The organism is Psychromicrobium lacuslunae, from assembly GCF_000950575.1.
GTDB classification, from domain to species: domain Bacteria; phylum Actinomycetota; class Actinomycetes; order Actinomycetales; family Micrococcaceae; genus Renibacterium; species Renibacterium lacuslunae.
On sequence record NZ_CP011005.1, the window covers coordinates 417,826 to 438,460 of the forward strand.

Annotated in this window: 19 protein-coding genes; 10 read left to right on the forward strand and 9 right to left on the reverse strand. The window is 61.0% G+C overall.

The window, feature by feature from the left end:
- Positions 1–53 precede the first annotated feature (53 nt).
- The 3 genes from rpmI (at position 54) to UM93_RS01955 (ending at position 1,673) form a co-directional block, all read left to right on the forward strand.
- A complete protein-coding gene (gene rpmI / locus UM93_RS01945; protein WP_045073329.1) occupies positions 54–248 on the forward strand; it encodes a 50S ribosomal protein L35 in 195 nt (64 codons plus the stop codon).
- A gap of 96 nt (positions 249–344) precedes the next feature.
- Complete coding sequence (rplT, locus tag UM93_RS01950) at positions 345–728, forward strand: 50S ribosomal protein L20 (RefSeq protein ID WP_045073330.1); 384 nt, start codon at positions 345–347, stop codon at positions 726–728.
- 57 nt (positions 729–785) lie between these two features.
- Complete coding sequence (locus tag UM93_RS01955; RefSeq protein WP_045073331.1) at positions 786–1,673, forward strand: TrmH family RNA methyltransferase; 888 nt, start codon at positions 786–788, stop codon at positions 1,671–1,673.
- Positions 1,674–1,805: 132 nt separating this feature from the next.
- On the opposite strand, the gene UM93_RS01960 is transcribed toward UM93_RS01955, so the two are convergent.
- Positions 1,806–2,072: a GlsB/YeaQ/YmgE family stress response membrane protein gene (locus tag UM93_RS01960; protein WP_045073333.1), complete on the reverse strand. Its 267-nt coding sequence runs from the start codon at positions 2,070–2,072 to the stop codon at positions 1,806–1,808.
- Positions 2,073–2,295: 223 nt separating this feature from the next.
- Here UM93_RS01960 and UM93_RS01965 point away from each other — a divergent pair, with 223 nt between their 5' ends.
- Complete coding sequence (locus tag UM93_RS01965) at positions 2,296–3,243, forward strand: cation diffusion facilitator family transporter (protein ID WP_045073335.1); 948 nt, start codon at positions 2,296–2,298, stop codon at positions 3,241–3,243.
- Here the strand turns inward: UM93_RS01965 and UM93_RS01970 are convergent.
- Positions 3,224–4,417 carry an MFS transporter gene (locus UM93_RS01970; protein WP_045073336.1) on the reverse strand — a complete coding sequence of 398 codons (1,194 nt, stop codon included), beginning with the start codon at positions 4,415–4,417 and terminating at the stop codon, positions 3,224–3,226. The genes UM93_RS01965 and UM93_RS01970 overlap by 20 nt on opposite strands.
- Before the next feature lie 61 nt (positions 4,418–4,478).
- On the opposite strand from UM93_RS01970, the gene UM93_RS01975 reads away from it, so the two are divergent.
- Positions 4,479–4,913, forward strand: a complete 435-nt coding sequence (locus UM93_RS01975; RefSeq protein WP_045073338.1) for a (deoxy)nucleoside triphosphate pyrophosphohydrolase — start codon at positions 4,479–4,481, stop codon at positions 4,911–4,913.
- A 69-nt stretch (positions 4,914–4,982) separates the two neighbouring features.
- Here UM93_RS01975 and UM93_RS01980 read toward each other — a convergent pair whose 3' ends face one another.
- Positions 4,983–5,375 carry a VOC family protein gene (locus tag UM93_RS01980; RefSeq protein WP_045073339.1) on the reverse strand — a complete coding sequence of 131 codons (393 nt, stop codon included), beginning with the start codon at positions 5,373–5,375 and terminating at the stop codon, positions 4,983–4,985.
- A 105-nt stretch (positions 5,376–5,480) separates the two neighbouring features.
- On the opposite strand from UM93_RS01980, the gene UM93_RS01985 reads away from it, so the two are divergent.
- Positions 5,481–5,669 (forward strand): DUF5302 domain-containing protein, encoded by a 189-nt coding sequence (locus UM93_RS01985; protein ID WP_045073340.1) that lies wholly within the window; start codon positions 5,481–5,483, stop codon positions 5,667–5,669.
- Between the two features lie 64 nt (positions 5,670–5,733).
- On the opposite strand, the gene UM93_RS01990 is transcribed toward UM93_RS01985, so the two are convergent.
- Positions 5,734–6,891 (reverse strand): Rv2578c family radical SAM protein, encoded by a 1,158-nt coding sequence (locus tag UM93_RS01990; RefSeq protein WP_157874071.1) that lies wholly within the window; start codon positions 6,889–6,891, stop codon positions 5,734–5,736.
- A 225-nt stretch (positions 6,892–7,116) separates the two neighbouring features.
- On the opposite strand from UM93_RS01990, the gene UM93_RS01995 reads away from it, so the two are divergent.
- Complete coding sequence (locus tag UM93_RS01995; RefSeq protein ID WP_045073341.1) at positions 7,117–8,604, forward strand: long-chain-fatty-acid--CoA ligase; 1,488 nt, start codon at positions 7,117–7,119, stop codon at positions 8,602–8,604.
- A 71-nt stretch (positions 8,605–8,675) separates the two neighbouring features.
- On the opposite strand, the gene UM93_RS02000 is transcribed toward UM93_RS01995, so the two are convergent.
- Both UM93_RS02000 and UM93_RS02005 read right to left on the reverse strand, forming a co-directional pair.
- The gene (locus tag UM93_RS02000; protein WP_045073342.1) at positions 8,676–9,311 is read right to left on the reverse strand and encodes an SIMPL domain-containing protein; all 636 of its coding nucleotides are present in this window, start codon (positions 9,309–9,311) and stop codon (positions 8,676–8,678) included.
- Complete coding sequence (locus tag UM93_RS02005; protein WP_082056977.1) at positions 9,284–9,760, reverse strand: eCIS core domain-containing protein; 477 nt, start codon at positions 9,758–9,760, stop codon at positions 9,284–9,286. Before UM93_RS02005 ends, UM93_RS02000 begins: the two co-directional genes overlap by 28 nt.
- Positions 9,761–9,847: 87 nt before the next feature.
- Here UM93_RS02005 and pheS point away from each other — a divergent pair, with 87 nt between their 5' ends.
- Both pheS and pheT read left to right on the forward strand, forming a co-directional pair.
- On the forward strand, positions 9,848–10,915 hold the full coding sequence (gene pheS, locus UM93_RS02010) for a phenylalanine--tRNA ligase subunit alpha (protein ID WP_045073344.1): 1,068 nt from the start codon (positions 9,848–9,850) through the stop codon (positions 10,913–10,915).
- Positions 10,915–13,425, forward strand: a complete 2,511-nt coding sequence (gene pheT, locus UM93_RS02015) for a phenylalanine--tRNA ligase subunit beta (protein WP_045073346.1) — start codon at positions 10,915–10,917, stop codon at positions 13,423–13,425. The genes pheS and pheT overlap by 1 nt, the downstream gene beginning before the upstream one ends.
- A 138-nt stretch (positions 13,426–13,563) precedes the next feature.
- Here the strand turns inward: pheT and ppk2 are convergent, their stop codons facing one another.
- Positions 13,564–14,454: a polyphosphate kinase 2 gene (gene ppk2, locus UM93_RS02020; RefSeq protein WP_045076716.1), complete on the reverse strand. Its 891-nt coding sequence runs from the start codon at positions 14,452–14,454 to the stop codon at positions 13,564–13,566.
- A gap of 117 nt (positions 14,455–14,571) precedes the next feature.
- Between ppk2 and UM93_RS02025 the strand changes: the two genes are divergently transcribed.
- Positions 14,572–15,231 (forward strand): 4'-phosphopantetheinyl transferase family protein, encoded by a 660-nt coding sequence (locus UM93_RS02025; protein WP_052663525.1) that lies wholly within the window; start codon positions 14,572–14,574, stop codon positions 15,229–15,231.
- 14 nt (positions 15,232–15,245) lie between these two features.
- Here the strand turns inward: UM93_RS02025 and UM93_RS02030 are convergent, their stop codons facing one another.
- Positions 15,246–16,622, reverse strand: a complete 1,377-nt coding sequence (locus tag UM93_RS02030; RefSeq protein WP_045073348.1) for a M1 family metallopeptidase — start codon at positions 16,620–16,622, stop codon at positions 15,246–15,248.
- Complete coding sequence (locus UM93_RS02035; RefSeq protein WP_082056979.1) at positions 16,622–20,635, reverse strand: Pls/PosA family non-ribosomal peptide synthetase; 4,014 nt, start codon at positions 20,633–20,635, stop codon at positions 16,622–16,624. The genes UM93_RS02030 and UM93_RS02035 overlap by 1 nt, the downstream gene beginning before the upstream one ends.

The following is a 20,635-nucleotide window of genomic DNA, read 5'->3' on the forward strand; positions in this document are numbered from 1 at the left end:
CCGACGATAATGGCACCGCGTACTGAGAACACAGATAAAGGAGATCGGTTCCGATGCCGAAAATGAAGACCCACAGTGGTGCCAAGAAGCGCTTCAAGCTCACCGGTAGCGGCAAGCTAAAGCGTCAGCAGGCCAACCGCCGTCACTACCTGGAGCACAAGCCCAGCACGCTGACCCGTCGCTTGGCTTCGGACAAGATCGTTTCCCCGGCGGACGCCAAGAACATCAAAAAGATGCTGGGCGTCTAAAACCATTCAATCTGCCGCCTCCAGGCGGTGTACAACCATCCCGACGTTGCCCATTGAGCGCAGCGGAACGGGAGCACGACATGAAGGAGTACGCACGTGGCACGTGTGAAGCGGGCGGTCAACGCCCATAAGAAGCGTCGGGTTATTCTTGAACGCGCCAAAGGTTACCGGGGTCAGCGTTCGCGCTTGTACCGTAAGGCGAAAGAGCAGCTGCTGCACTCGTTCGTCTACAGCTATGGCGACCGTCGCAAGCGCAAGGGCGACTTCCGTCGGCTCTGGATCCAGCGCATCAACGCTGCATCCCGCGCTAATGGCCTAACTTACAACCGTCTGATCCAGGGTCTGAAGGCTGCTGAGATTGAGGTTGATCGCCGGATGCTCGCGGAACTGGCTGTCAACGACGCCGCCGCATTCGCTGGCCTGGTGAAGCTGGCTAAGGCCGCGCTGCCCGCGGATACCTCCGCGCCGGTTGCTAACTAGTAACTAGCTAACAACTGCACAGCTAGTGAGTCGAGAAGGGCGCCCCCAGTGGATGCTATGACCAACCCCCGAGCAGATCGGGTCAAGGACGTGGCGAAGCTGGCCGGGCGCCCTTCGCGTACCAAGCGTAGGCAATTCCTGGTCGAAGGACCGCAAGCCGTTCGTGAAGCACTGCAAGCTCATCGAGATTGCCTGAACGCTGGTGGCGAGCCGATCGTTGACGAGGTCTATGCCAGCCGGGAGTGCTTGGACCGCTATCCGGAGCTAGCAGAGCTACTAGCCGGTTCGGCAGCTCAGCCGGGTGGGAGTGGAAAGCTGCGGATCGCCAGCGAACTGGTGTTAGCCGCGATGGCCGACACCGTAAATCCGCAAGGCGTCATTGCCGTCTGTCGATTTATTGATGTGCCGCTCGCCGAGGTCGTGGCAGCTAAACCACGGCTGATTGCGATGCTTTGTCGAGTTCAGGATCCGGGGAATGCTGGTACCGCCCTGCGCGCAGCGGATGCGGCTGGAGCCGATGCTGTCATTCTTAGTGCCTCAAGTGTTGACGTTTATAACCCCAAAACGGTGCGTAGTACGGTGGGTTCGCTGTTCCATCTTCCGGTGGTGCTCGGCGTCGAACCAGCTGAGGCTGCGCAGGCTTTCCGGAAGGCCGGAGTTGGGATTCTCGCCGCCGATGGTTACGGTGCGCTGAACCTCGATCAACTCCAGGACGAGTCGGCGGCTCGTAGCTTCGACCAGGAAACTCCCGAAGCGGCTTATCCCTTGGAGGCACCGACATTGTGGCTCTTTGGCAACGAAGCTCAGGGGCTCTCTACCCAGGAGCTTGAACTTGCCGATCATCGGGTAGCGGTGCCGGTCTATGGTGCCGCCGAAAGCCTGAACTTGGGCACTGCGGCCACGGTCTGCCTCTACGCGAGTGCCCGCGCGCAACGCCGCTCCTGATTAAAATTCTTCCTGTTTGAGGTAGCGCTTATTTGAGCTGGCGCCTCAACGCAAAACGCTGCCCCAGCGTGACCGCTTTCGCGGAGCTGAGGCAGCGTTCGGGTAGAGGTTAGTGTTGTCTCGAACGCTTAGCTAAGCGTTCGACTTCCGGCCGGTAATGGCCCCCCAAATGCCAGCAACCACCAAGCCGCCAACAATTGCCAAAATCCATGAACCAAGGTTCCAGAATTCCATCTTTCCGGAGTTGAAGAGCAGGCTGCCAATCCAGCCGCCCAGGACGCCACCTACGAGGCCAAGCACCAGGCTGGTAATCCAGCCACCGCCGACCTTTCCCGGCATCACAGCTTTGACGATGGCCCCGACGACGAGACCAAGAACGATCCATCCAATGAAACCCATAACTCCTCCTGTGGTTGAGCTGGTAGCTGTGATTTTACTCCTCTGAGGCACAGGAAACATGTAGGTGGAGAGCGAGTTTCGCCAACGAGTCAGTTGGGAAGAGCGGGGCGGCAAGGTAGCGTTACATCAGCGCGCACAGCGGCCGGGGCTAGGTTATGGCGGGCAGTAGCGGGTATTTAGCAGGTACATAGCTGGTAACAGCAACGAAAGAAAAGGAATTGCGATGTCCACCGAAGGCGGAAATCGGGCCATTATTGCGGCGCTCAGCGCCAATTTGGCCATTGCGGTACTCAAGTTCTTGGCGTTTCTGCTGACCCGTTCTTCGTCAATGCTCGCCGAGTCGATTCACTCGGTGGCTGATTCCGGAAATCAGTTATTGCTGCTGGTCGGTGGCAAACGGGCCGCTAAGCAGGCCAGCCCCCAGCACCCCTTTGGCTATGGTCGGGAACGCTATATCTACGCTTTTATTGTTTCCATTGTGCTGTTCAGCGTCGGTGGTTTGTTCGCTCTCTATGAGGCCTGGGAGAAGTTCCATGATCCGCACGGCTTTGAAGGTCCGTGGTGGTGGGTTCCCTTGGTGGTGCTATTGGGGGCCATCGTGCTTGAAGGTTTTTCCTTCCGTACCGCGATCAAGGAATCCAATCACACCCGAGGTAAGCGCAGCTGGGTGAACTTTGTCCGCACCGCTAAGGCCCCTGAATTGCCGGTAGTGCTGCTGGAAGACGCCGCTGCTCTGCTCGGCCTACTCTTTGCGCTCTTTGGTGTGAGTCTGACGCTGCTCACTGGCGACGGAATGTGGGACGCTATCGGCACCGCTTTGATTGGTCTGTTGCTGGTTGCTGTCGCAGTGGTGCTTGCCGTTGAGACTAAATCGCTATTGCTTGGGGAGTCCGCGACGGCTGATCATGTGAAAGCTATTGAGGGTGCCTTAGTCGGTCCGGGGGTGGATAAAATTATCCACTTGAAAACCCTCCACCTCGGTCCCGAGGAGCTGCTGGTCGCGGCTAAGATCGCGGTGGCTGACTCCGCGACCGGGACGGCGATAGCTAAGGCGATCAACGACGCGGAACAGCGAGTGCGTGCTGCGGTGCCGATTGCTAAGGTGATCTATCTTGAGCCGGACATCTATACCGCACAACAAACTTCGTCGACTACTCCGGTCGCGCCGTAGCCAGCCGACGGTCGGCCCACCCGCTAAGCAGAGCAATGCCGAGTCCCAGCACCGCGAGGCCCGCGCCAACCAGGGCTGGCGCGACATAACCGAAGCCCCAGCTGATCACCAGGCCGCCGAGGAAAGCGCCCAGCGCATTGGCAATATTGAGGGCCGAGTGGTTCATCGAGGAGGCCAGGGACTGCGCGTCGGGGGAGACGTCCAGCAGCCGGGTTTGTAATGCCGGTACCAACATCGACCCCGAGGCGCCGATCAACAGCACCATCGGTAGCGCCGACCAGGGCTGATGCACCGCGAGGGTGAAGATCAGCAGCACGGCGGCGATCACCCCCATCATCAGGTAGATGCTGCCCATCACCGACCTATCGGCGAGCCGGCCACCAACCACGTTGCCGATTACCATGCCGACGCCGTAGAGCGCGACCACGAGCGGCAGCAGACCGGCGGGCAGGCCGGTTACTTCGGTCATGGTCGGTGCGATGTAGGCGTAAGTCGCGAAGAAGCCGCCGAAACCGACAATGCCGATCAAGAGTGCTAACCAGACCTGGAGTCGTTTGAGCGCGCCGAGTTCGGAGCGGATCGAGGCATCGTGGGGTGCGGGCTGTTGTGGCACCACGAACCAGATGCTCAGCACCGTGATGGCACCGATCACTGCTACCAGGATAAAGAGCAGCCGCCAGCCCCACTGTTGCCCTATCCAGGTCGCTAATGGGACGCCAATCACATTAGCGATTGAGAGTCCGAGCATCACCATCGAAATGGCTCGGCCACGTTTGGTCGGCGCGACCAAAGAGGCGGCGATCACGGCAGCTACGCCGAAATAAGCTCCGTGCGGCAGGCCGGAGAGGAAACGAGTCACCAAGAGGGTGCCGAAATCATTGGCGAAATACGAGGAAAGGTTAGCGACGGTGAAGAGCAGCATGAGCCCGAGGACAACCTGTTTGCGGGGGAGCCTGGCGGCGATGGCGGCCAATACTGGTGCACCAATAACCACCCCCAGGGCGTACGCGGAGATGAGGTTTCCTGCCTCCGGAATGCTCACCCGAACCCCCTCAGCAATGTTTGGCAAAAGCCCCATCATGGCGAACTCGATGGTGCCGATGCCGAAGCCACCGATTGCCAGCGCAACGATTGCTCCGGCGACGCGGCGCGGCGAGTATTCCTGTTGCTGCATGTGGCTTCTTTCGGGTGGCAGAGAACGACTATTCCATCATCGCCCATAGACTTGGTTGGTGATGCCGAAACTGATCGTGGGTGCCGCCATTCTGGATGATTTGCGTCACCCGAGCAAGCTCTTGGTGGCTCGACGCAGCGCACCAGCTTCGCTGGCCGGGCTGTGGGAGTTTCCCGGCGGCAAGGTGGAGCCCGGGGAAAAGCCGGAGCAAGCAGTTCATCGGGAACTCGCAGAAGAGCTGGGGGTCAGGGTCGTCTTGGGCGATGAGCTTGCCGCTGCGGACCCTGCGGGCTGGCCGCTACTCGGAAACGCTGTGATGCGGGTGTGGTTCACCGCCTTGCAGGACGGGGTGCCGCGGCCGCTTGAGGATCATAGCGAACTGCGCTGGATGCCGCTCACTGAGGGCGTGGCGCTCTTGGAGTTGCCGTGGATTCCGGCCGATCTGCCGATTGTTGCCGAGCTGCTGCGGGTGCTGGGCTTCGAATCGGAGAACTAGATCCTGAGCAAGCGCAATAAACTGGCGTTGTGCCATCGAGTCAGTGGCTAGTGCGAAACGGCAGCCTGACTAGGCAGCGATTTTATGGGCGAAACGCAACAGGTTGCCGTCCGGGTCCACATGGGCGCCTTCGCGCAGACCGTACTCGGTATCCACCGGCAGGCTGGTGGGGCAGTTGAAATCAGAGGCTTCCGAGACTTTCTTCCAGTCCGCAGCCAGTGCATCGGCGTCGTCGACTTCGACAAAGGCGGAGGAGAAATTTGTCTCGGGGTCGATGCCAGGAGCTTGCCAGAGGTGAACTCGAATATTGCCGATCTTGGCGTAAGCGTAGTCCTCGTCGCCTTGGTATCTGACCACATCGAAACCGAGAGCAGAGTAGTGCGCGATTGACCGTTCCAGCTCCACCACGGGAAAGACTGGAGCGATTTGTTCGAAGCGGACAGTACTGAGCTGATTCACCATGATGCGAGCCTATCTTGAGCCGATGGTGGATCGCTAGCATCTGCACAGTGAGTCCCGGCTGTGCCAGACTGGGGTGATCAATAGTTGTCTAGCGAGGAGAGAACAGTGCCAGAGCCTGAAGAACATCAGGAAAACGCTGCCGCCAGCGATGAGACTAAACGCAAGTTCCGGGAGGCTTTGGAGCGGAAGAATTCGCAACATCACGCCACCGTTGAGGCAGCGAAGGGTGCGAAAATCGACCACGCCCACGGTTCGGCAGCTACTAAGCGAGAATTTCGTCGCAAGAGTGGTTAGCGGTTTTTAGGCGACCGGTTCGTGCCCAAGCCAGCGGGACGTCCCTAGGCATGGGGTCCGTGAATTAGAACAAAGTGGCTTCTACTATCCGTGATTTAGCTGAGGCCCTTATTCGAGGCAGGCTGCCCGCCGGATAGTCAGCCTCTTCTTCCCTCGGACCGAGCACGGTGCGGTGCATATAGGCCTGTGTTTTGGCGAAGCCGTGCCGTGCCTTGGCGGCGTTGACTTTGGCAGCGAGCCACTGTCGATATTCTTTGGGCGCATAGGAGCCAGCGCCATAGAGCCTGCGATATTTGCCCACTAGTTTTGGATGGTTCTTGGCTAACCAGGCCATGAACCATTCCCTGGTGCCGGATCTGAGGTAGAGCGCCCCCGCTGTTACTCCGCTGGCGCCGGCAGCGGAGAGGGCGGCAAAGAGCGAGTCGAGCGCTTCATCGCTATCGCTGAGCCAGGGCAAGATCGGCATCGCCATCACGCCGCAGGGCAAACCAGCCTCGCGCAGCCGGGAAACTAGGGTCAGTCTGGCTTTCGGGGCCGGTGTGCCGGGTTCGACTATTTTTGCCAGCTCTTCGTCAAGGAGGGCGAGCGAGATGCCCATCCCAATCGGGACTCTTTTCACCGCATCTTTGAGCACTGGGATGTCTCGGGAGAGCAAAGTGCCCTTGGTCAAAATGGAAAAAGGGGTGCCGGAATCCGCTAATGCCCGGATGATCCCGGGCATTAGCTGGTAACGGCCCTCCGCGCGCTGGTAGGGGTCGGTATTGGTTCCGAGGGCCACCGGAGGGTGCTGCCAGCTTGGCTTAGCTAGCTCAGCCTTGAGCACCTCAACAGCGTTGACCTTGACCACCACTTGAGAATCGAAGTCTAGGCCGGGGTTGAAGTCCAAATAGGTGTGAGTGTTCCTTGCGAAACAGTAAACACAGGCGTGGGAGCAGCCGCGGTAGGGGTTAATCGTCCACTGAAAAGGCATGCTGGAGGTGGGAGGAACCTTGTTCAATAATGACTTTGACAGCACCTCATGAAAAGTGACGCCAGCGAATTCCGGTGCCCTGACCGTGCGTAGGAATCCTTTGATCGGCAGCAGTGCCGCTTGCACTGGCAATGCGGAGGCATCGCTCTGTGCTGCTGGGCTTTGTGTTGCGCCGCCCTGGCTCGTGTCCTCCGAGGCTAGCTCGCTCGAATCCGCGTCGAGCTTCCCCGGTTGTTGAGAATCCCACCTCATGCAATGTATTCGAACATATATTCGAATACATTGCAAGGCTGCTGGAGTCCCTTCGGGAGCTTCAGGTGGCGTTGAGCAGCTTGTGCAAAATAGTTATCGCTCTCGGAACCAACTTTCAATCGGGGGCGTTACGATAGAAATACAGAGGCGTGTAAATTGCTTTTATAAAAATCGCTCGCGTTCGATGCTGCCCGCTCGGACGCCCTGTCGTCAAAGGGGACCGCAATGCCAAACCTGGCAACAATTCTCACTAATAGTGCAGCGAAGCAACCCGAGGCAATAGCCATCAAATTGGACGATGTGACGGTGAGCTATGCTGCGCTCGATGGCTTTAGTGCCAAGGTTGCAGGTTTGCTGGCTGCCAGAGGATTGCGGCCTGGCGATCGGGTAGCAATTGTCAGTCCGAATATCCCGCAGATGCCAGCCCTCTATTACGGGGTGCTGCGGTTCGGTGCAGTAGTAGTGCCGCTGAATCCACTGCTCAAGGCCCGGGAAGTGGAATATCACCTGCAGAACTCCGAAGCTTCCTTGGTCTTCGCCTGGGAAGGTGTGCTGGCGCAAGTACAGCCGGGGGCCGAGGCGGCTGGGGTGCCAGTGGTGCCGATTGACGCTGCTTTGATGCCGCTTTTGGCCGAGACCGAACCAGTCACCGAGGTCGCCGCAGTCAATGACTCGGACACCGCGGTGATCCTTTACACCTCGGGTACCACCGGCCGGCCCAAGGGAGCTGAACTGACTCATGCCAACCTGCTGAGCAACGCTGAAGTGTCCCGAGATTTATTCAGCATGGCCCCCGGTGAAGTGCTTTTCGGCGGGCTACCGTTCTTCCATATTTTTGGCCAAACCTGTGCCCTCAACGCGGCAATCATCTCCGGAGCGACGGTGACTCTGTTGCCGAAGTTCGATCCGGTGAAAGCCTTGGAGATCGTGCAGCGCGATGGGGTGACGATTTTCATGGGCGTACCCACCATGCACATTGCCGTGCTGCGGGTGCCGGAGCGGCAGAACTACGAGGTATCTTCGCTCAAGGTGGCGGTCTCTGGTGGGGCACCATTGCCGCTCGAAGTGCTCAAGGAGTTCGAGGCGAGTTTTGCGGCGACCGTGCTTGAAGGTTATGGCCTCTCCGAGACCTCGCCGGTGGTCAGCTTCAACCAGCGCGATGGGATTCGCAAGCCCGGTTCGATTGGCACCGTGGTGCGGGGCGCTCAACTCAAGGTCGCTGACGAGACCGGTCAGGAAGTGCCGCGTGGCGAAGTTGGCGAGATCGCCGTCGCAGGCCCATATGTGATGAAGGGTTATTGGCGCAATCCGGAAGCCACCGAGGCGGCGATCCGGGACGGTTGGTTCTTCACCGGGGATCTGGCTAAGCAGGATGAGGACGGCGTTTTCTTCATCGTGGACCGGAAAAAAGACATGATCTTGCGCGGTGGATACAACGTCTACCCTCGCGAAGTGGAAGAAGTTCTCTACGAGCACCCGGCCGTGGCCGAGGCCGCGGTTAAGGGCCGCGCCGACGAGGTGCATGGTGAAGAGGTGATTGCCGTGGTTTCGCTCAAGCCCGGCATCGAGGACACCGGGACGTTGGCCGAGGAGATCCGGGACTTCGTTAAGGAACGGATTGCAGCCTATAAGTACCCGCGCGAAGTGCACATTGTCGAGGCGCTGCCCAAGGGCCCGACCGGGAAGATTTTGAAGCGGGAGATCGCCGTCTAAGTAGCCGTCGAGTGTGCAGATCTACACCTTAAAACACCGTCAAAAGATGTAGATCTGCACACTCGATTTCTCTAGACCAGCTCCCAGGTCACCGTAATGCTGGCACCCACCGAACTCTCACCGGCCTCGATCGGCATCGAGACCGCGAAGGACGCTTTCTCCATCCGGGCCATCCGGGGCGGGTTAGGGGAGGCGCCCTGGTTTTCTTCAATGCTGAGGACGCGGCCTAGACGGCGGTTGGAAAGCTGCGCGAAATGTGCGGCGTTACGGGCCGCATCGGCCCAGGCCAGGGTGCGAGCCTGCTCGGCGACTTCACCGGGATCGGAGATGCTCGGCTCAAGGCCGTTGAGCCGCACGTCATTACCACCAGCTTCCACAATCGCCGCGATGGCTTGCTGGGCGCCATCTTCGTAGGACAGCCGCACGGTCAGCGTGCAGGAGCAGTTGTAGCCGGTGACCAGATTGCCCTGGCCCTCCTGCCAGCTGGTTTCGGCCCGTAGCGAGAGCCCACTGGTGGTGCTGTCTTTGCGGGCTACGTCGAGGCCGTCCAGTGCACGCTGCACGGCCTGCATCGAGCGCGCGGCGTCTTGATAGGCACCGGTGAGAGTGCGTCGAACCACCTCAACGCCAATGTTGAGGGTCAAAGTATCGGGAGCCTGGCTTGCTGCGCCCCGGCCGGTCACTGTGACGGTGTTGCTGGTCTCCATAGCTGCGTCCTGTCCTGTCGGTGAAGTTTCTCGAAGAGCCGAGAAAAACGCTGAATGGTTTCCCTCTCACGGTAGCCGCCTTCGGCCAGTCCTGCCCAGCGTTCGAATGGATTTCGTGAGCCCGCCTCGCCGGTGCGCCACCAGGACCAGGCCGCGCCAGCGAAATAGAGCGGGAAAAACGGCAATCCTAAACAAAGTGAATATTGGGTGGCGTGTTTAGCTTCATGCCCGATCAGTGCTTCGTCCGGTTCAGCTGAGCGGAAGAACACCACATTGCCCACCGTGAATGCCCGGGCATGCGGCAGCGCCGGACGGTAATTCGTGCCAAAGGTGAGGCCATGAACGCCCTTTTGCAGCGGTGTTTTACTGACCGCCGCAATCAACAGCCCCAGCGGCGTGCTCAAATTCACCAGGTTCGCGAGCCGTCTGGCCCGGACGAATGCCGTCATAAAACGATGCTATTGCATAGACTGGTTGAGGCGTTCTTTCGTAGCCCCGCTCCCAATCAAGCAATTTGAACTCGCAAGGTACTTTTTATGACCGAACAAGTGGATGGCAACATCCCCCATGTCCCCGACCCCACCGACCAGGCAGCCCTCGACGCCGCGGTGCAGAGCGCGCTGACGGACATCGCCGCCGCCGCTGATTTGGAACAGCTCAAATCGGCTCGGCTGGCGCACACCGGCGAGAAATCTCCGCTCAGCCTGGCCAACCGTGGCATTAAGGGCCTGCCCAATGAGTTGAAGGCAACCGCGGGCAAGCTGATGGGTGCCTCCCGTGGCGCGGTGAACAAGGCGCTCGCCGAGCGCACCGAGGTGCTCGAAGCGGAGGCTGCCGAGCGGATCTTGGTCGAAGAGACTGTTGACGTCACTGCCGCGCCCCGCCGTCGTCAGGCCGGTGCTCGGCATCCGCTCTCCACCCTGCAAGAACGGGTCGCCGATATCTTCGTCGGAATGGGCTGGGAAATTGCCGAGGGACCGGAGCTAGAATCGGAGTGGTTCAACTTCGACGCGCTGAATTTCAAGCCGGACCACCCGGCGCGAGAACTGCAGGACACCTTCTTCGTAGAGCCGCCAGAAGCTCACCTACTGCTGCGCACCCACACCTCTCCAGTGCAGGTGCGGTCCATGCTGGAGCGCGAGCTGCCGATCTACGTGCTGTGCCCGGGTAAGACCTTCCGGACCGACGAACTCGATGCCACTCACACCCCGGTGTTCCACCAATTTGAGGGCCTGGCGATCGATAAGAACCTTTCGATGGCGAACTTGCGCGGAACCCTGGAACACTTTGCCCGGCAGATGTTTGGCGAGGAAGCCCAGATCCGCTTGCGGCCAAACTATTTCCCCTTCACCGAGCCTTCCGCGGAGCTGGATATTTGGCATCCGGGCGCTAAGGGCGGCCCACAGTGGATCGAATGGGGTGGCTGCGGCATGGTCAACCCCAATGTGCTGCGGGCGGCCGGTATTGACCCGGAGGAATACTCCGGCTTTGCCTTCGGCATGGGCATTGAGCGGACCCTGATGTTCCGCAATGAAGTCTCCGATATGCGCGACATGATCGAAGGCGATGTACGTTTCAGCGAGCATTTCGGGATGGAGATCTAATGCGTATTCCTTTGACATGGCTGCGTGAATTTGCCGCAGTGCCGGCGGAGGCGAGCGCCGAAGACGTGATGGCCGAGCTGGTCAAGGTCGGCTTGGAAGAAGAAGCAGTGCACCGGCCCAGCGATGCTCTGTCAGGCCCGATCGTGGTCGGCCAGGTGCTCTCGCTGGTGAAAGAGCCGCAGAGCAACGGCAAAACTATTAACTGGTGCCAGGTCCGGGTGGTGCCCGAAGGCGCCACTCAGACCCTCGAGGGCGAAGGGATCTCGCCCGACGGCGTGCAGGGCATTGTCTGTGGTGCGCATAATTTCGTGGAAGGTGACAAGGTCATCGTCACGCTGCCCGGTGCGGTGCTACCCGGCGATTTTAGGATTTCGCCACGAAAGACCTACGGCCATGTCTCCGCCGGCATGATCGCCTCCTCGCGTGAACTCGGAATCGGCCAGGACCACGACGGCATCGTGGTGCTTTCCACTTTGGGCCTGGACCCTGAGCTGGGCACCTCAGTGTACGATCTGCTCGGCCTGAGCGATCAGGCAGCGGAAATCAATGTCACCCCGGACCGCGGCTACGCCTTCTCGATTCGCGGCATCGCCCGTGAATATGCGCACGCCACCGGCACCGAGTTCACCGATCCGGCCACGCTGCCCGCGGTGCCGAGTTCCGATGGGCAGGGTTACCCGGTGCGGATTGAAGACGCTGCTCCGATCCACGGCAAGCCCGGCGCGGATCGCTTCGTGGCCCGCATCGTGCGTGACATCGACCCGGGCGTGCCCTCGCCGCAGTGGATGGTTTCGCGCTTGCGGCTGGCCGGTATCCGCTCGATCTCGCTGCCGGTTGATATTTCCAATTACGTGATGTGGGAGCTTGGCCAACCGCTGCACTTCTACGACGCCGATAAGCTGGCTGGCCCGATCGTGGTGCGTCGCGCCGTCGACGGCGAGAAGATCACCACGCTGGACGAGAAGGAGCGCACGCTGAGCGCCGAGGATCTGTTGATCACCGATGACTCCGGCCCGATCGGCATTGCCGGGGTGATGGGTGGTGGCAGCACCGAGGTTAGCTCCAGCACCCGAAATGTGCTGATCGAGGCAGCGCATTTCGAAGAGGTTTCGATTGGTCGTAGCCGACGCCGTCATAAGTTGCCGTCCGAGGCCTCGAAGCGCTTTGAGCGCGGCGTGGACTGGCGAGTCGCTGACATTGCTGCCCAGCGTGCCGTCGACCTGCTGGTCGAGTTGGCTGGCGGTGTGGTCGATCCGCACGGCACCGATATTGGCACCGAACCCGCGGCGCCGCTGATCGAGCTAGCGGCCGACTACCCGGCTGCTCGAGTCGGCATTGACTTCAGCCAGGAACAGATCACCAAAGCGCTACAGGATATTGGCGGCAGCGTGCAGAGCGTCGAGACCGGCTACCTGGTCACGCCGCCGAGCTGGCGCCCCGATCTGGAGACCAAGGACGATCTGACCGAGGAAATCGCTCGACTGGTCGGCTACCACAAAATTCCTTCGGTGTTGCCGGTGGCTCCTCCAGGCCGCGGCTTGACCCGGGTGCAGCAGCAACGCCGTCGGCTGCTGCAAGCCTTTGCTGACGCCGGATTGGTGGAGGTTTACTCCTATCCCTTCGTCTCGCTGGTCTCCAATCAAACCTTCGGCACTAGTGAGGGATCGATCAAACTGGCGAACCCGTTGAGCGAGGAGTTCGGGTATCTGCGTACCTCGGTGCTGCCCGGGTTGATCGAGGTGGCGAAGCGGAATATTTCGCGGGGCTTCCGGGACTTGCAACTTTTCGAAACCGGCTCGATCTTCCTGCCCTCGGAGACGATGGGCACTAGCTCGATCCCACCGCTGGGTGAACGGCCGAGCGATGAGGTACTCGACGCGCTGTACGAAGGTGTGCCTGAGCAGCCCTTCCAGCTTGCCGCAGTACTGGCTGGTAACGATCACACGGGCCGGGCCTGGGACTGGGCCGACGCCGTCGATCTGGCCCGGCTCGCTGGCGACGTACTGGGTGTTGAAGTGGTGGTGAGCCAGGGCCAGCATCAGGCTTTCCACCCCGGACGCACCGCACAGCTCAGCCTGCGCGATGGTGCGGTGATCGGCGTCGCCGGGGAGCTGCATCCCAAGCTGATCGCCGAGCTTGACCTGCCGGTGCGCACGGTCGCGGTGGAATTGAACGCGGATGAGCTATTCGCCGCAGCGGCCGATGTGATTGTGGCAAAGCCGATCTCCGGTTACCCAGTCGCCACCCAGGATGTTGCGCTTTTGGTGGCTGCGGAGGTGCCAGCTGGTGACTTGCTTGAGGTATTGCGTTCCGGAGCTGGTGAGTTGCTTGAGCACGTTGCCTTGTTTGACGATTACCGGGGCACCGGCATCCCGGCCGGTAAGAAGTCGCTCGCTTTCGGGCTGCGTTTCCGCGCCGACGACCGCACGCTGACCGCAGAAGAAGCCTCCGAAGCTCGGGAAGCAGCCGTTGCGGCCGCCGCCGAAGCCTTCGGTGCCGTACTGCGCTAGCCGTCGAGGCTTTCGTCCTTGCGCTGAGTTCGTGGTTAAGTCTCGGATTCGCCAGTAATTACTAGCGAATCCGAGAGGCAACCACGAACTCAGCGTAGAGGGGGTGGCGGCGGTGGTGGGGCGCTGCGGTGGGACGGCTTAGAACAGGTTGGGGTCGTTGGAGTCGAAGAGTTCGGCGGCTGCGCCGACAATCAGCCGATCCGGAACGCCAACTAAGTCATGGTCCTTTTCCGGATAGTCGAAGCGGGCCAGCACATGGCGCATCGCTTCCAACCGGGCTCGCTTCTTATCGTTGCTCTTCACCACTGTCCACGGTGCGTGCCGGGTGTCGGTTTTGCGGAACATCGCCTCCTTGGCCGCGGTGTATGCCTCCCACTTGTCCAGTGAGGCGAGGTCCATCGGAGAGAGCTTCCACTGCCGCACCGGATCGACCTGGCGAATGGTGAAGCGGGTCAGCTGCTCGGACCGGGACACCGAGAACCAGAACTTCACTACCTCCATGCCGTCATTGACCAGCATCTTCTCAAAGGCTGGGGCTTGTTTGAGGAACTCGCCGTATTGCGCCTCGGTGCAAAAACCCATCACTCGCTCCACCCCGGCGCGGGAGTACCAGGAACGGTCGAAGAGCACTATTTCGCCCGCCGAGGGTAAGTGCTGGACATAGCGCTGGAAGTACCACTGGCTCTGCTCGCGTTCGCTCGGTTTTTCTAGGGCGACCACTCGGCAGCCACGCGGGTTCAGGTGCTCGGTGAAACGCTTAATGGTGCCGCCCTTGCCTGCGGCATCGCGCCCCTCGAAGAGCAGAATGATTCGCTGCCCAGAGCTTTTCACCCAGTTCTGCAGCTTGAGCAACTCGATCTGCAGCAGCCGTTTCTCTAGCTCGTAGACATCCCGGGAGAGCCGCTCAGCATAGGGGTAACCCTCACGCCAAGTATCGACGGCTTTGCCGTCCTGGTCGATCAGCACCGGATCGTCGTCATCGGTGTCCAGCACGCTGAAACCGGGCAATGCTAGCTTCAAATCAGTCACTGTTTGACCGTAAGCTGAGTCCATGAACCACGCTGCCACGGAAGGTGAATGCCGGGTGAACAGGCCACGCAGTAGGCCAGGGGCACAGGCCAGGCGACAGCACAGGCTCGTGGCAACGTGCTGGTGATAGACGGTGTCAGTATCTTGGCGGTTGATACTGATGCAGAGAGCGATGCCGAAATAGCTGAGCCTCAAGCGGAGTGGCTGAGCTCGGCAGAGCGGGCTCGCGCTGATCAGTTCGCCACCAAGCAGCTCCGCCACCGGTTTATCGCTCGACGCGCCGCCTTGCGCCGGTTCGTCGGCGCGCAACTAGGTATTGAACCAAGGGAGCTAGAGCCCAATTACCGCTGCCCGGATCACGGCCAAGGCCCCGAGGTTGATCACGGTCAGCCTGGCTTCACGCTGGCAGGCCAGCCAATCCATCTAGCGCTGAGCAGCAGCTCTCGAGAGAATTGGGTGCTACTGGCGCTTTCGCGCAGAATCGTGAAGTTGGGCGTCGATCTGGAACGTATCGCAGCGGTGAGCTTTGAAGGTTTCGACGCGAGCGTTTTGAACGCTCAGGAACGTGGCGCCTTGGCCGCCTTGCCAAGCAGCGAACAGGACGCCTTCCGGGCCCGTTGCTGGGCGCGTAAAGAAGCTTTAGTGAAGGCCTGGGGGACCGGTTTGCGGCAGCGCCCCGCCGACCTTGACTCTGACTCGAATGGGCTACTCGATATCGACGCCGAGCAGCTTAGTCTGCCAACCGGGTTCGCGGTGGCGCTGGCGGTGCTGCCTTAGCTGCCTAGCCTGGCTTAGGCGCCCTGCGGTGCCTTGGCGGGCAACTCAGCCTGGTACAACCATGGCTGCAAAACTGAGGCAGCCTGGCAACCTGGAACCATTTCCTCGGCCAGGGCCAGCAGATCAGCGGTCCGCACCGAGCCATGCCGGAAGCGCGAGTTCCACTCCCGCAACAGCGGGAAGAAATTTTGCTCGCCGACGGCCTGCCGTAGCGCGTGCACCGCCAAAGCGCCGCGCTTATAGACCCGGTCATCGAACATGAGCTCAGGCCCGGGGGCGCCAATCACCAGGTCCTGCGGCTGCCCGGCGAGCATCCGATGGGCCAGTCCGGCCCGGCGCTCGATCGGCATGGTGCCAGAAGCCTCCGACCAGATCCACTCGGCGTAACAAGCGAAGCCCTCGTGCAGCCAAATGTCTTCCCAGCGCGCCAGCGTGAGCGAGTTGCCGAACCACTGGTGAGAGAGTTCGTGCGCCACTAGCCGCTGCGCTTCCCAACTCAGGTCCAAGTGATTCCGGCCGATGATCGACAGCGACTGCGCCTCCAATGGAATGTCTAGCTCGTCCTCGGTGATCACCACGGTGTAAGCGGCGAAGGGATAGCGGCCGAAACAGTACTCGAAGGTGTCCATCATGGCGCGCTGTTGAGCCAGCCCGCGCAATGCGGTGGCCCGCAGCGAGGCTGGCACGGCGATCGCCAGCGGCACCGGCGACTCCGCCTGGGCAGCCTGCTCGGCCCGATGGCTACCCCGGGGCTGGTCCTCCAATGGCAGCAATTCGTAGCGCCCGATTTGCACTGTGGCTAGGTAGCTCGCCATTGGCTCGGGCTGCTCATAAACCCAGGTTTCCCGACTGGCTTTGGTGGTGCGCGAAATCAGGGTGCCATTGCAGACCGGGCGATAATTCGCGTCGGTGCTGATCGTGATTCGGTAGCTGGCTTTCTGACTCGGATGATCGTTGCAGGGAAACCAGCTGGGTGCACCGGTGGGCTGGCCGGCGACCAGCACGCCATCGGCCAATTCTTCCCAACCAACATCGCCCCAGAGACCGATGGTGGGAGCCGGGTTTCCTTCGTAACGAATTTCGGTGCTGAACTTCTTGTCTTTACTGAGTGGTTCGGCCAGTTCGATCAGCAATTGCTCGGCGCGATGCGAATATTTGGCGATTTTGAGATTCTTACCACCGCTTTTCACCGAAACCTTGCCGACCTTGAGCCCAGCCAGGCTGAAGCGCAGTGTTTTCAGCTTGACCCGTGAGGTCGCCGAGATAACCGCCTTGGCGATCAGCCGATTGCTCGCCAGTCGGCAGTCCAAATCCAACTCGTAGTGGGCGACCTGATAATCAGCGCTACCGTGACCGGGGGTGTAGGGGTCGAGACTCTCTACCACACTCATCAGTTCCCTGCAGATCCCCTCTTAGCGCTCTTCTTCGCTGACTCAGTTTTTGCTGATCGTTTTTCACCGGTGCCCAGTTGTCGGGGTCCCTGCCATGGAGAGACCGGATTGCCCATCCAGTAACTTCCCGCCGGGACCGTCTCACCGCGCATCACCAATGAGGCCGGTCCGACGGTGCCGCCCCGACCAATGCTGGCCGCGGGCAAGATCACCCCGTGCGGGCCCATGGTAGCCCCGTCCTCCAGAGTAACCGTGTCGAGGGCCATGATTCGATCATGGAAGAGGTGAGTCTGCACCACACAGCCACGATTGACGGTTGAGCTTTCGCCCAAGCTGACCAGATCGGCCTCCGGCAGCCAGTACGACTCACACCAGGCGCCGTGCCCAATCTTGGCGCCTAAAGCGCGTAACCACCAGACTAGGGCGGGAGTGCCGCTCGCGGCGCGGGCGAACCAGGGCGCGGCAACCAGTTCGACGAAGGTGTCGACAACTTCGTTCCGCCAAATGAAGGAGCTCCAGAGCGGATGCTCACCAACTCTGATCTTGCCGACCAGTAACCACTTAGCCACTACCGCGCTGCCGGCGGCAATGGCCCCGGCCAACATCACCACGATGCCACTGAGCAGGGCCGCAATCAGGTAACCCCAGCCGAAGAAGTCAAGCTTGGCTACCAGCCAGGAGAACAGGGTTAGCACGCTGAGCGCGATCACTACGGTAAGCACCGTAGGCACGAAACGACACACCTCCCAGAGGGCTCTAGCTACCTTGAGTTTGAGCGGTGGCTCAAAGGTGCGAGAGGCATCCGAGTCCTGGGCTATTCTGCGCAGCCTGACCGGCGGAGAACCCAGCCAGGAGGTACCTGATTTGGCTTTGGCCGGAGTTGCTGAAAGTACCGCGACGAGGGAGTTTTTCGGCACCGAACGGCCAGCTGCGGTCATCCCGGAGTTTCCCAGGAATGCTCGTTTACCGACCTTTGCGGGCGCGATGTGCACAAAACCGCCGCCGAGTTCGTAGGAGGCGACCATGGTGTCGTCGGCGAGAAACGCGCCATCGCCCACCGTCGTCATGGAGGGCAGTAGCAGCACTGTTGAAGCCTCAACGTTCTTGCCAATTTTGGCACCCAGCAGGCGCAGCCAGATCGGGGTGAAGAGGGAGGCATAGATCGGAAAGAGCAGATCACGGGCCAGATCGAGCACGCGTTCGGTGGCCCAGACTTGCCAGCCGATTCGGCCGCGCACCGGGTGGAAGCCCTCGCGCAATCCTATGCTCAGTAACCGCACGGTGAGCAGCACCAACACCATCAGACTGAGGAACCAGATCAGGGTGGTCAGCGGGGCAGCGAGCAGCAGTCGCGGGTAGATGTCAGTTAACGGTGCCGGGCCGACGATCTGTAGGGCCACGAAGCCAGCCAAGGCTGCGGCCGCAAACGGAATCAGCGCGAGTACTGTTGAGGCCACCGCGTAGATGCCAAGCCAGAGTCGAGCACTGCGCTGCGGTGCCTGCGGCCAGCCCGGCCGGGCTTTGCCGACCCGCTCGGCGGGGGAACCAGAAAACTGTTGACCGGCTCGTACTTTGCCGAGCACCGCTGAACCAGCGGCCACCTCGGCTCCTTGGCCGACCTTAGCGCCCGGCATCAGCGTGCTTCTGGCTCCTACCGTTGCATGCGCACCCACCGAAATGGAGCCGATCTGGACATTATCGCCATCAATCCACCAGCCGGAGAGGTCGACTTCGGGTTCAATTGAGCAGCCCTCGCCCAAACTGAGCAGCCCGGTCACTGGTGGCACCGAATGAAGACTGACGTCCTTGCCGATTTTGGCACCAAGCGCTCGGGCGTAGAGTGCCACCCAGGGCGCGCTGGCGAGCGAAACTGCTTGGGCGAGGTCAGCGATCTGCTCGGCTAACCACAGTTTCAGATGCACTTTGCCGCTGCGTGGATAGACTCCGGGCGTGACACCGCGAAGCAAGATCCGGGCTGATACCACTGAGATGCTCATTCGACCCCAGGGGCTCACAAAAATCGCCCAGCTGGCGAAAACCCACCACCAGTTCAAGTGGTTCAGCGTTCCGGCCGGTAGCCACCAGGCCAGAATATTGTTCAGGAACATCAAATAGGTCAGCCAGCGCATACCGACCAAAATATGCAGCGGGATGCCCATCAGAGTCTGGAAGATCTGTGACTTGCGTGCAGTCCGACGCACAGTACGGACTATCGCCGGTGCGCCAGCCTCGTACTCGGGCACCGATTGACGCGCCAATTCCAGTAAGGCCCCAACCCGGGGCTGGGCGTAAATATCGGCGACCGTAATGGTCGGATAGTGATTACGCAGCCTGGAGACCAGCTGAGCAGCGGCCAGCGAGCCACCGCCCTGGGCGAAGAAATCCGCATCTAGTGAGCTTGTGGAACCACCCAGCACCGCGTTCCATTGATCGAGCACCCATTGTGCGTCCGGTGCTAGTTCGACACCGTCAGCCGAATCGTTTTGCTGCGCCCCAGGCTGGCTGAGCGGCCAGGGCAGCGCATTGCGGTCCACCTTACCGCTGGTCTTGGTCGGCAAGGTGTCGGTCAGGGTGAGCATCGGGATCAAGGGAGCAGGTAGCTCACCGCCCAGCGCGGCTCGGAAGGCGGCGAGATCGGTAGTTGCTTCGGGATCGGTCAGCACCAAGTAGCCAACCAATACTTGATTGCCGCCAGCAGTGGTTTTTACCGCCGCGGCGGCTCCAGCAATCCCGGGAAGCCGCTGCAGAGCGGCGTCAATCTCGCCTAGTTCAATGCGTCGACCGCCGAGTTTGATTTGCTCATCGGCGCGGCCCATGAAGATCAGTCCAGCGGTTTCGTAACGCACCAAGTCCCCGCTGCGGTAAGCGCGCTGCCAGCCCAGCGAGGGCATCGGGGCATATTTTTCAGCGTCCTTGGCAGGATCCAGATAGCGGGCTAAGCCAACACCGCCGATGATCAGTTCACCCACTTCGCCTTCGGCCACCGGGGTGCCGTCCGGGCTGACCACGGCGAGGTCCCAGCCATCAAGCGGTAGGCCGATGCGTACCGGCGGCCTACCGGTGAGCGGTGCGGCGCAGGCGACCACGGTGGCCTCGGTCGGGCCGTAAGTGTTCCAGACCTCGCGGTCCGGTACCGCGAGCCGTTCGGCCAACTCAGGCGGGCAGGCCTCGCCGCCAAAAATGAGTAGCCTGACGTTCTCCAAGGCCTCCACCGGCCAGAGTGCCGCCAGCGTCGGTACCGTGGAGACCACTGTGATGCCCTGCGAGATCAGCCAGGGGCCGAGGTCCATTCCGGTGCGTACCAGCGATCGCGGCGCCGGCACCAGGCAAGCCCCGTGCCGCCAGGCCAGCCACATTTCTTCGCAGGAGGCGTCAAAGGCTACCGAGAGGCCCGCCAGCACCCGGTCATTGCTGCCAAGCGGCCCGCCAGCGGCCTGCCCGCTCGCGGATTGCAGAAACAGCCGGGCTTCGGCGTCTACAAAAGCCGCCGAGGAGCGATGGCTTACCGCGACGCCCTTAGGGGTGCCGGTGGAGCCGGAAGTGAAGATCACCCAGCAGTCATCGTCAACGGTGGGGGTGCGTGGTGCGGCGAAAGGCCGTGGTCGGTCCTTGCCGACAATGATGTGCTCTTCGCCCGCTTTCGCGGCATGCAGGACCCCGGCGACCTTGGCTTCGCTGAACACCAGTTTGGCCCGCTCGTCAGGGTCGTCGGCGTCGACCGGGACGTAGGCAGCCCCGATGGTTAGCACCGCGAGGATGGCGATGTAGAGCTCAGCCGTTCCGGAAGGGATCCGCACCCCGATCTTGTCTCCGGCGCCCAGGCCTGCGAGGTGAAGCGACTTCGCGTAGCTTTTCACTTCGCGCTGCAGCTCGGTGTAACTGAGCGAACGGCTGCCGTCGTCGAGCGCCGAAGCGTCTGGAAAACTGGCGGCAGTGGCTGCCAAGATGTCAATCAAGGTCCGTTCCGGCGGAGTGAGTTGGCCGCCGGGGAACTGCGGTGAGTAGTTATTCAT

What these genes read in the sequence shown, in the direction of transcription:
- rpmI (WP_045073329.1), top strand. Translation starts at nt 54, where the DNA reads ATGCCGAAAATGAAGACCCACAGTGGTGCCAAGAAGCGCTTCAAGCTC.
- UM93_RS01955 (WP_045073331.1), top strand. Translation starts at nt 786, where the DNA reads ATGACCAACCCCCGAGCAGATCGGGTCAAGGACGTGGCGAAGCTGGCC.
- UM93_RS01960 (WP_045073333.1), bottom strand. Translation starts at nt 2,072, where the DNA reads ATGGGTTTCATTGGATGGATCGTTCTTGGTCTCGTCGTCGGGGCCATC.
- UM93_RS01965 (WP_045073335.1), top strand. Translation starts at nt 2,296, where the DNA reads ATGTCCACCGAAGGCGGAAATCGGGCCATTATTGCGGCGCTCAGCGCC.
- UM93_RS01970 (WP_045073336.1), bottom strand. Translation starts at nt 4,417, where the DNA reads ATGCAGCAACAGGAATACTCGCCGCGCCGCGTCGCCGGAGCAATCGTT.
- UM93_RS01975 (WP_045073338.1), top strand. Translation starts at nt 4,479, where the DNA reads ATGCCGAAACTGATCGTGGGTGCCGCCATTCTGGATGATTTGCGTCAC.
- UM93_RS01980 (WP_045073339.1), bottom strand. Translation starts at nt 5,375, where the DNA reads ATGGTGAATCAGCTCAGTACTGTCCGCTTCGAACAAATCGCTCCAGTC.
- UM93_RS01990 (WP_157874071.1), bottom strand. Translation starts at nt 6,891, where the DNA reads ATGAGGTGGGATTCTCAACAACCGGGGAAGCTCGACGCGGATTCGAGC.
- UM93_RS01995 (WP_045073341.1), top strand. Translation starts at nt 7,117, where the DNA reads ATGCCAAACCTGGCAACAATTCTCACTAATAGTGCAGCGAAGCAACCC.
- UM93_RS02000 (WP_045073342.1), bottom strand. Translation starts at nt 9,311, where the DNA reads ATGGAGACCAGCAACACCGTCACAGTGACCGGCCGGGGCGCAGCAAGC.
- UM93_RS02005 (WP_082056977.1), bottom strand. Translation starts at nt 9,760, where the DNA reads ATGACGGCATTCGTCCGGGCCAGACGGCTCGCGAACCTGGTGAATTTG.
- pheS (WP_045073344.1), top strand. Translation starts at nt 9,848, where the DNA reads ATGACCGAACAAGTGGATGGCAACATCCCCCATGTCCCCGACCCCACC.
- pheT (WP_045073346.1), top strand. Translation starts at nt 10,915, where the DNA reads ATGCGTATTCCTTTGACATGGCTGCGTGAATTTGCCGCAGTGCCGGCG.
- UM93_RS02030 (WP_045073348.1), bottom strand. Translation starts at nt 16,622, where the DNA reads ATGAGTGTGGTAGAGAGTCTCGACCCCTACACCCCCGGTCACGGTAGC.
- UM93_RS02035 (WP_082056979.1), bottom strand. Translation starts at nt 20,635, where the DNA reads ATGAATAACTACTCACCGCAGTTCCCCGGCGGCCAACTCACTCCGCCG.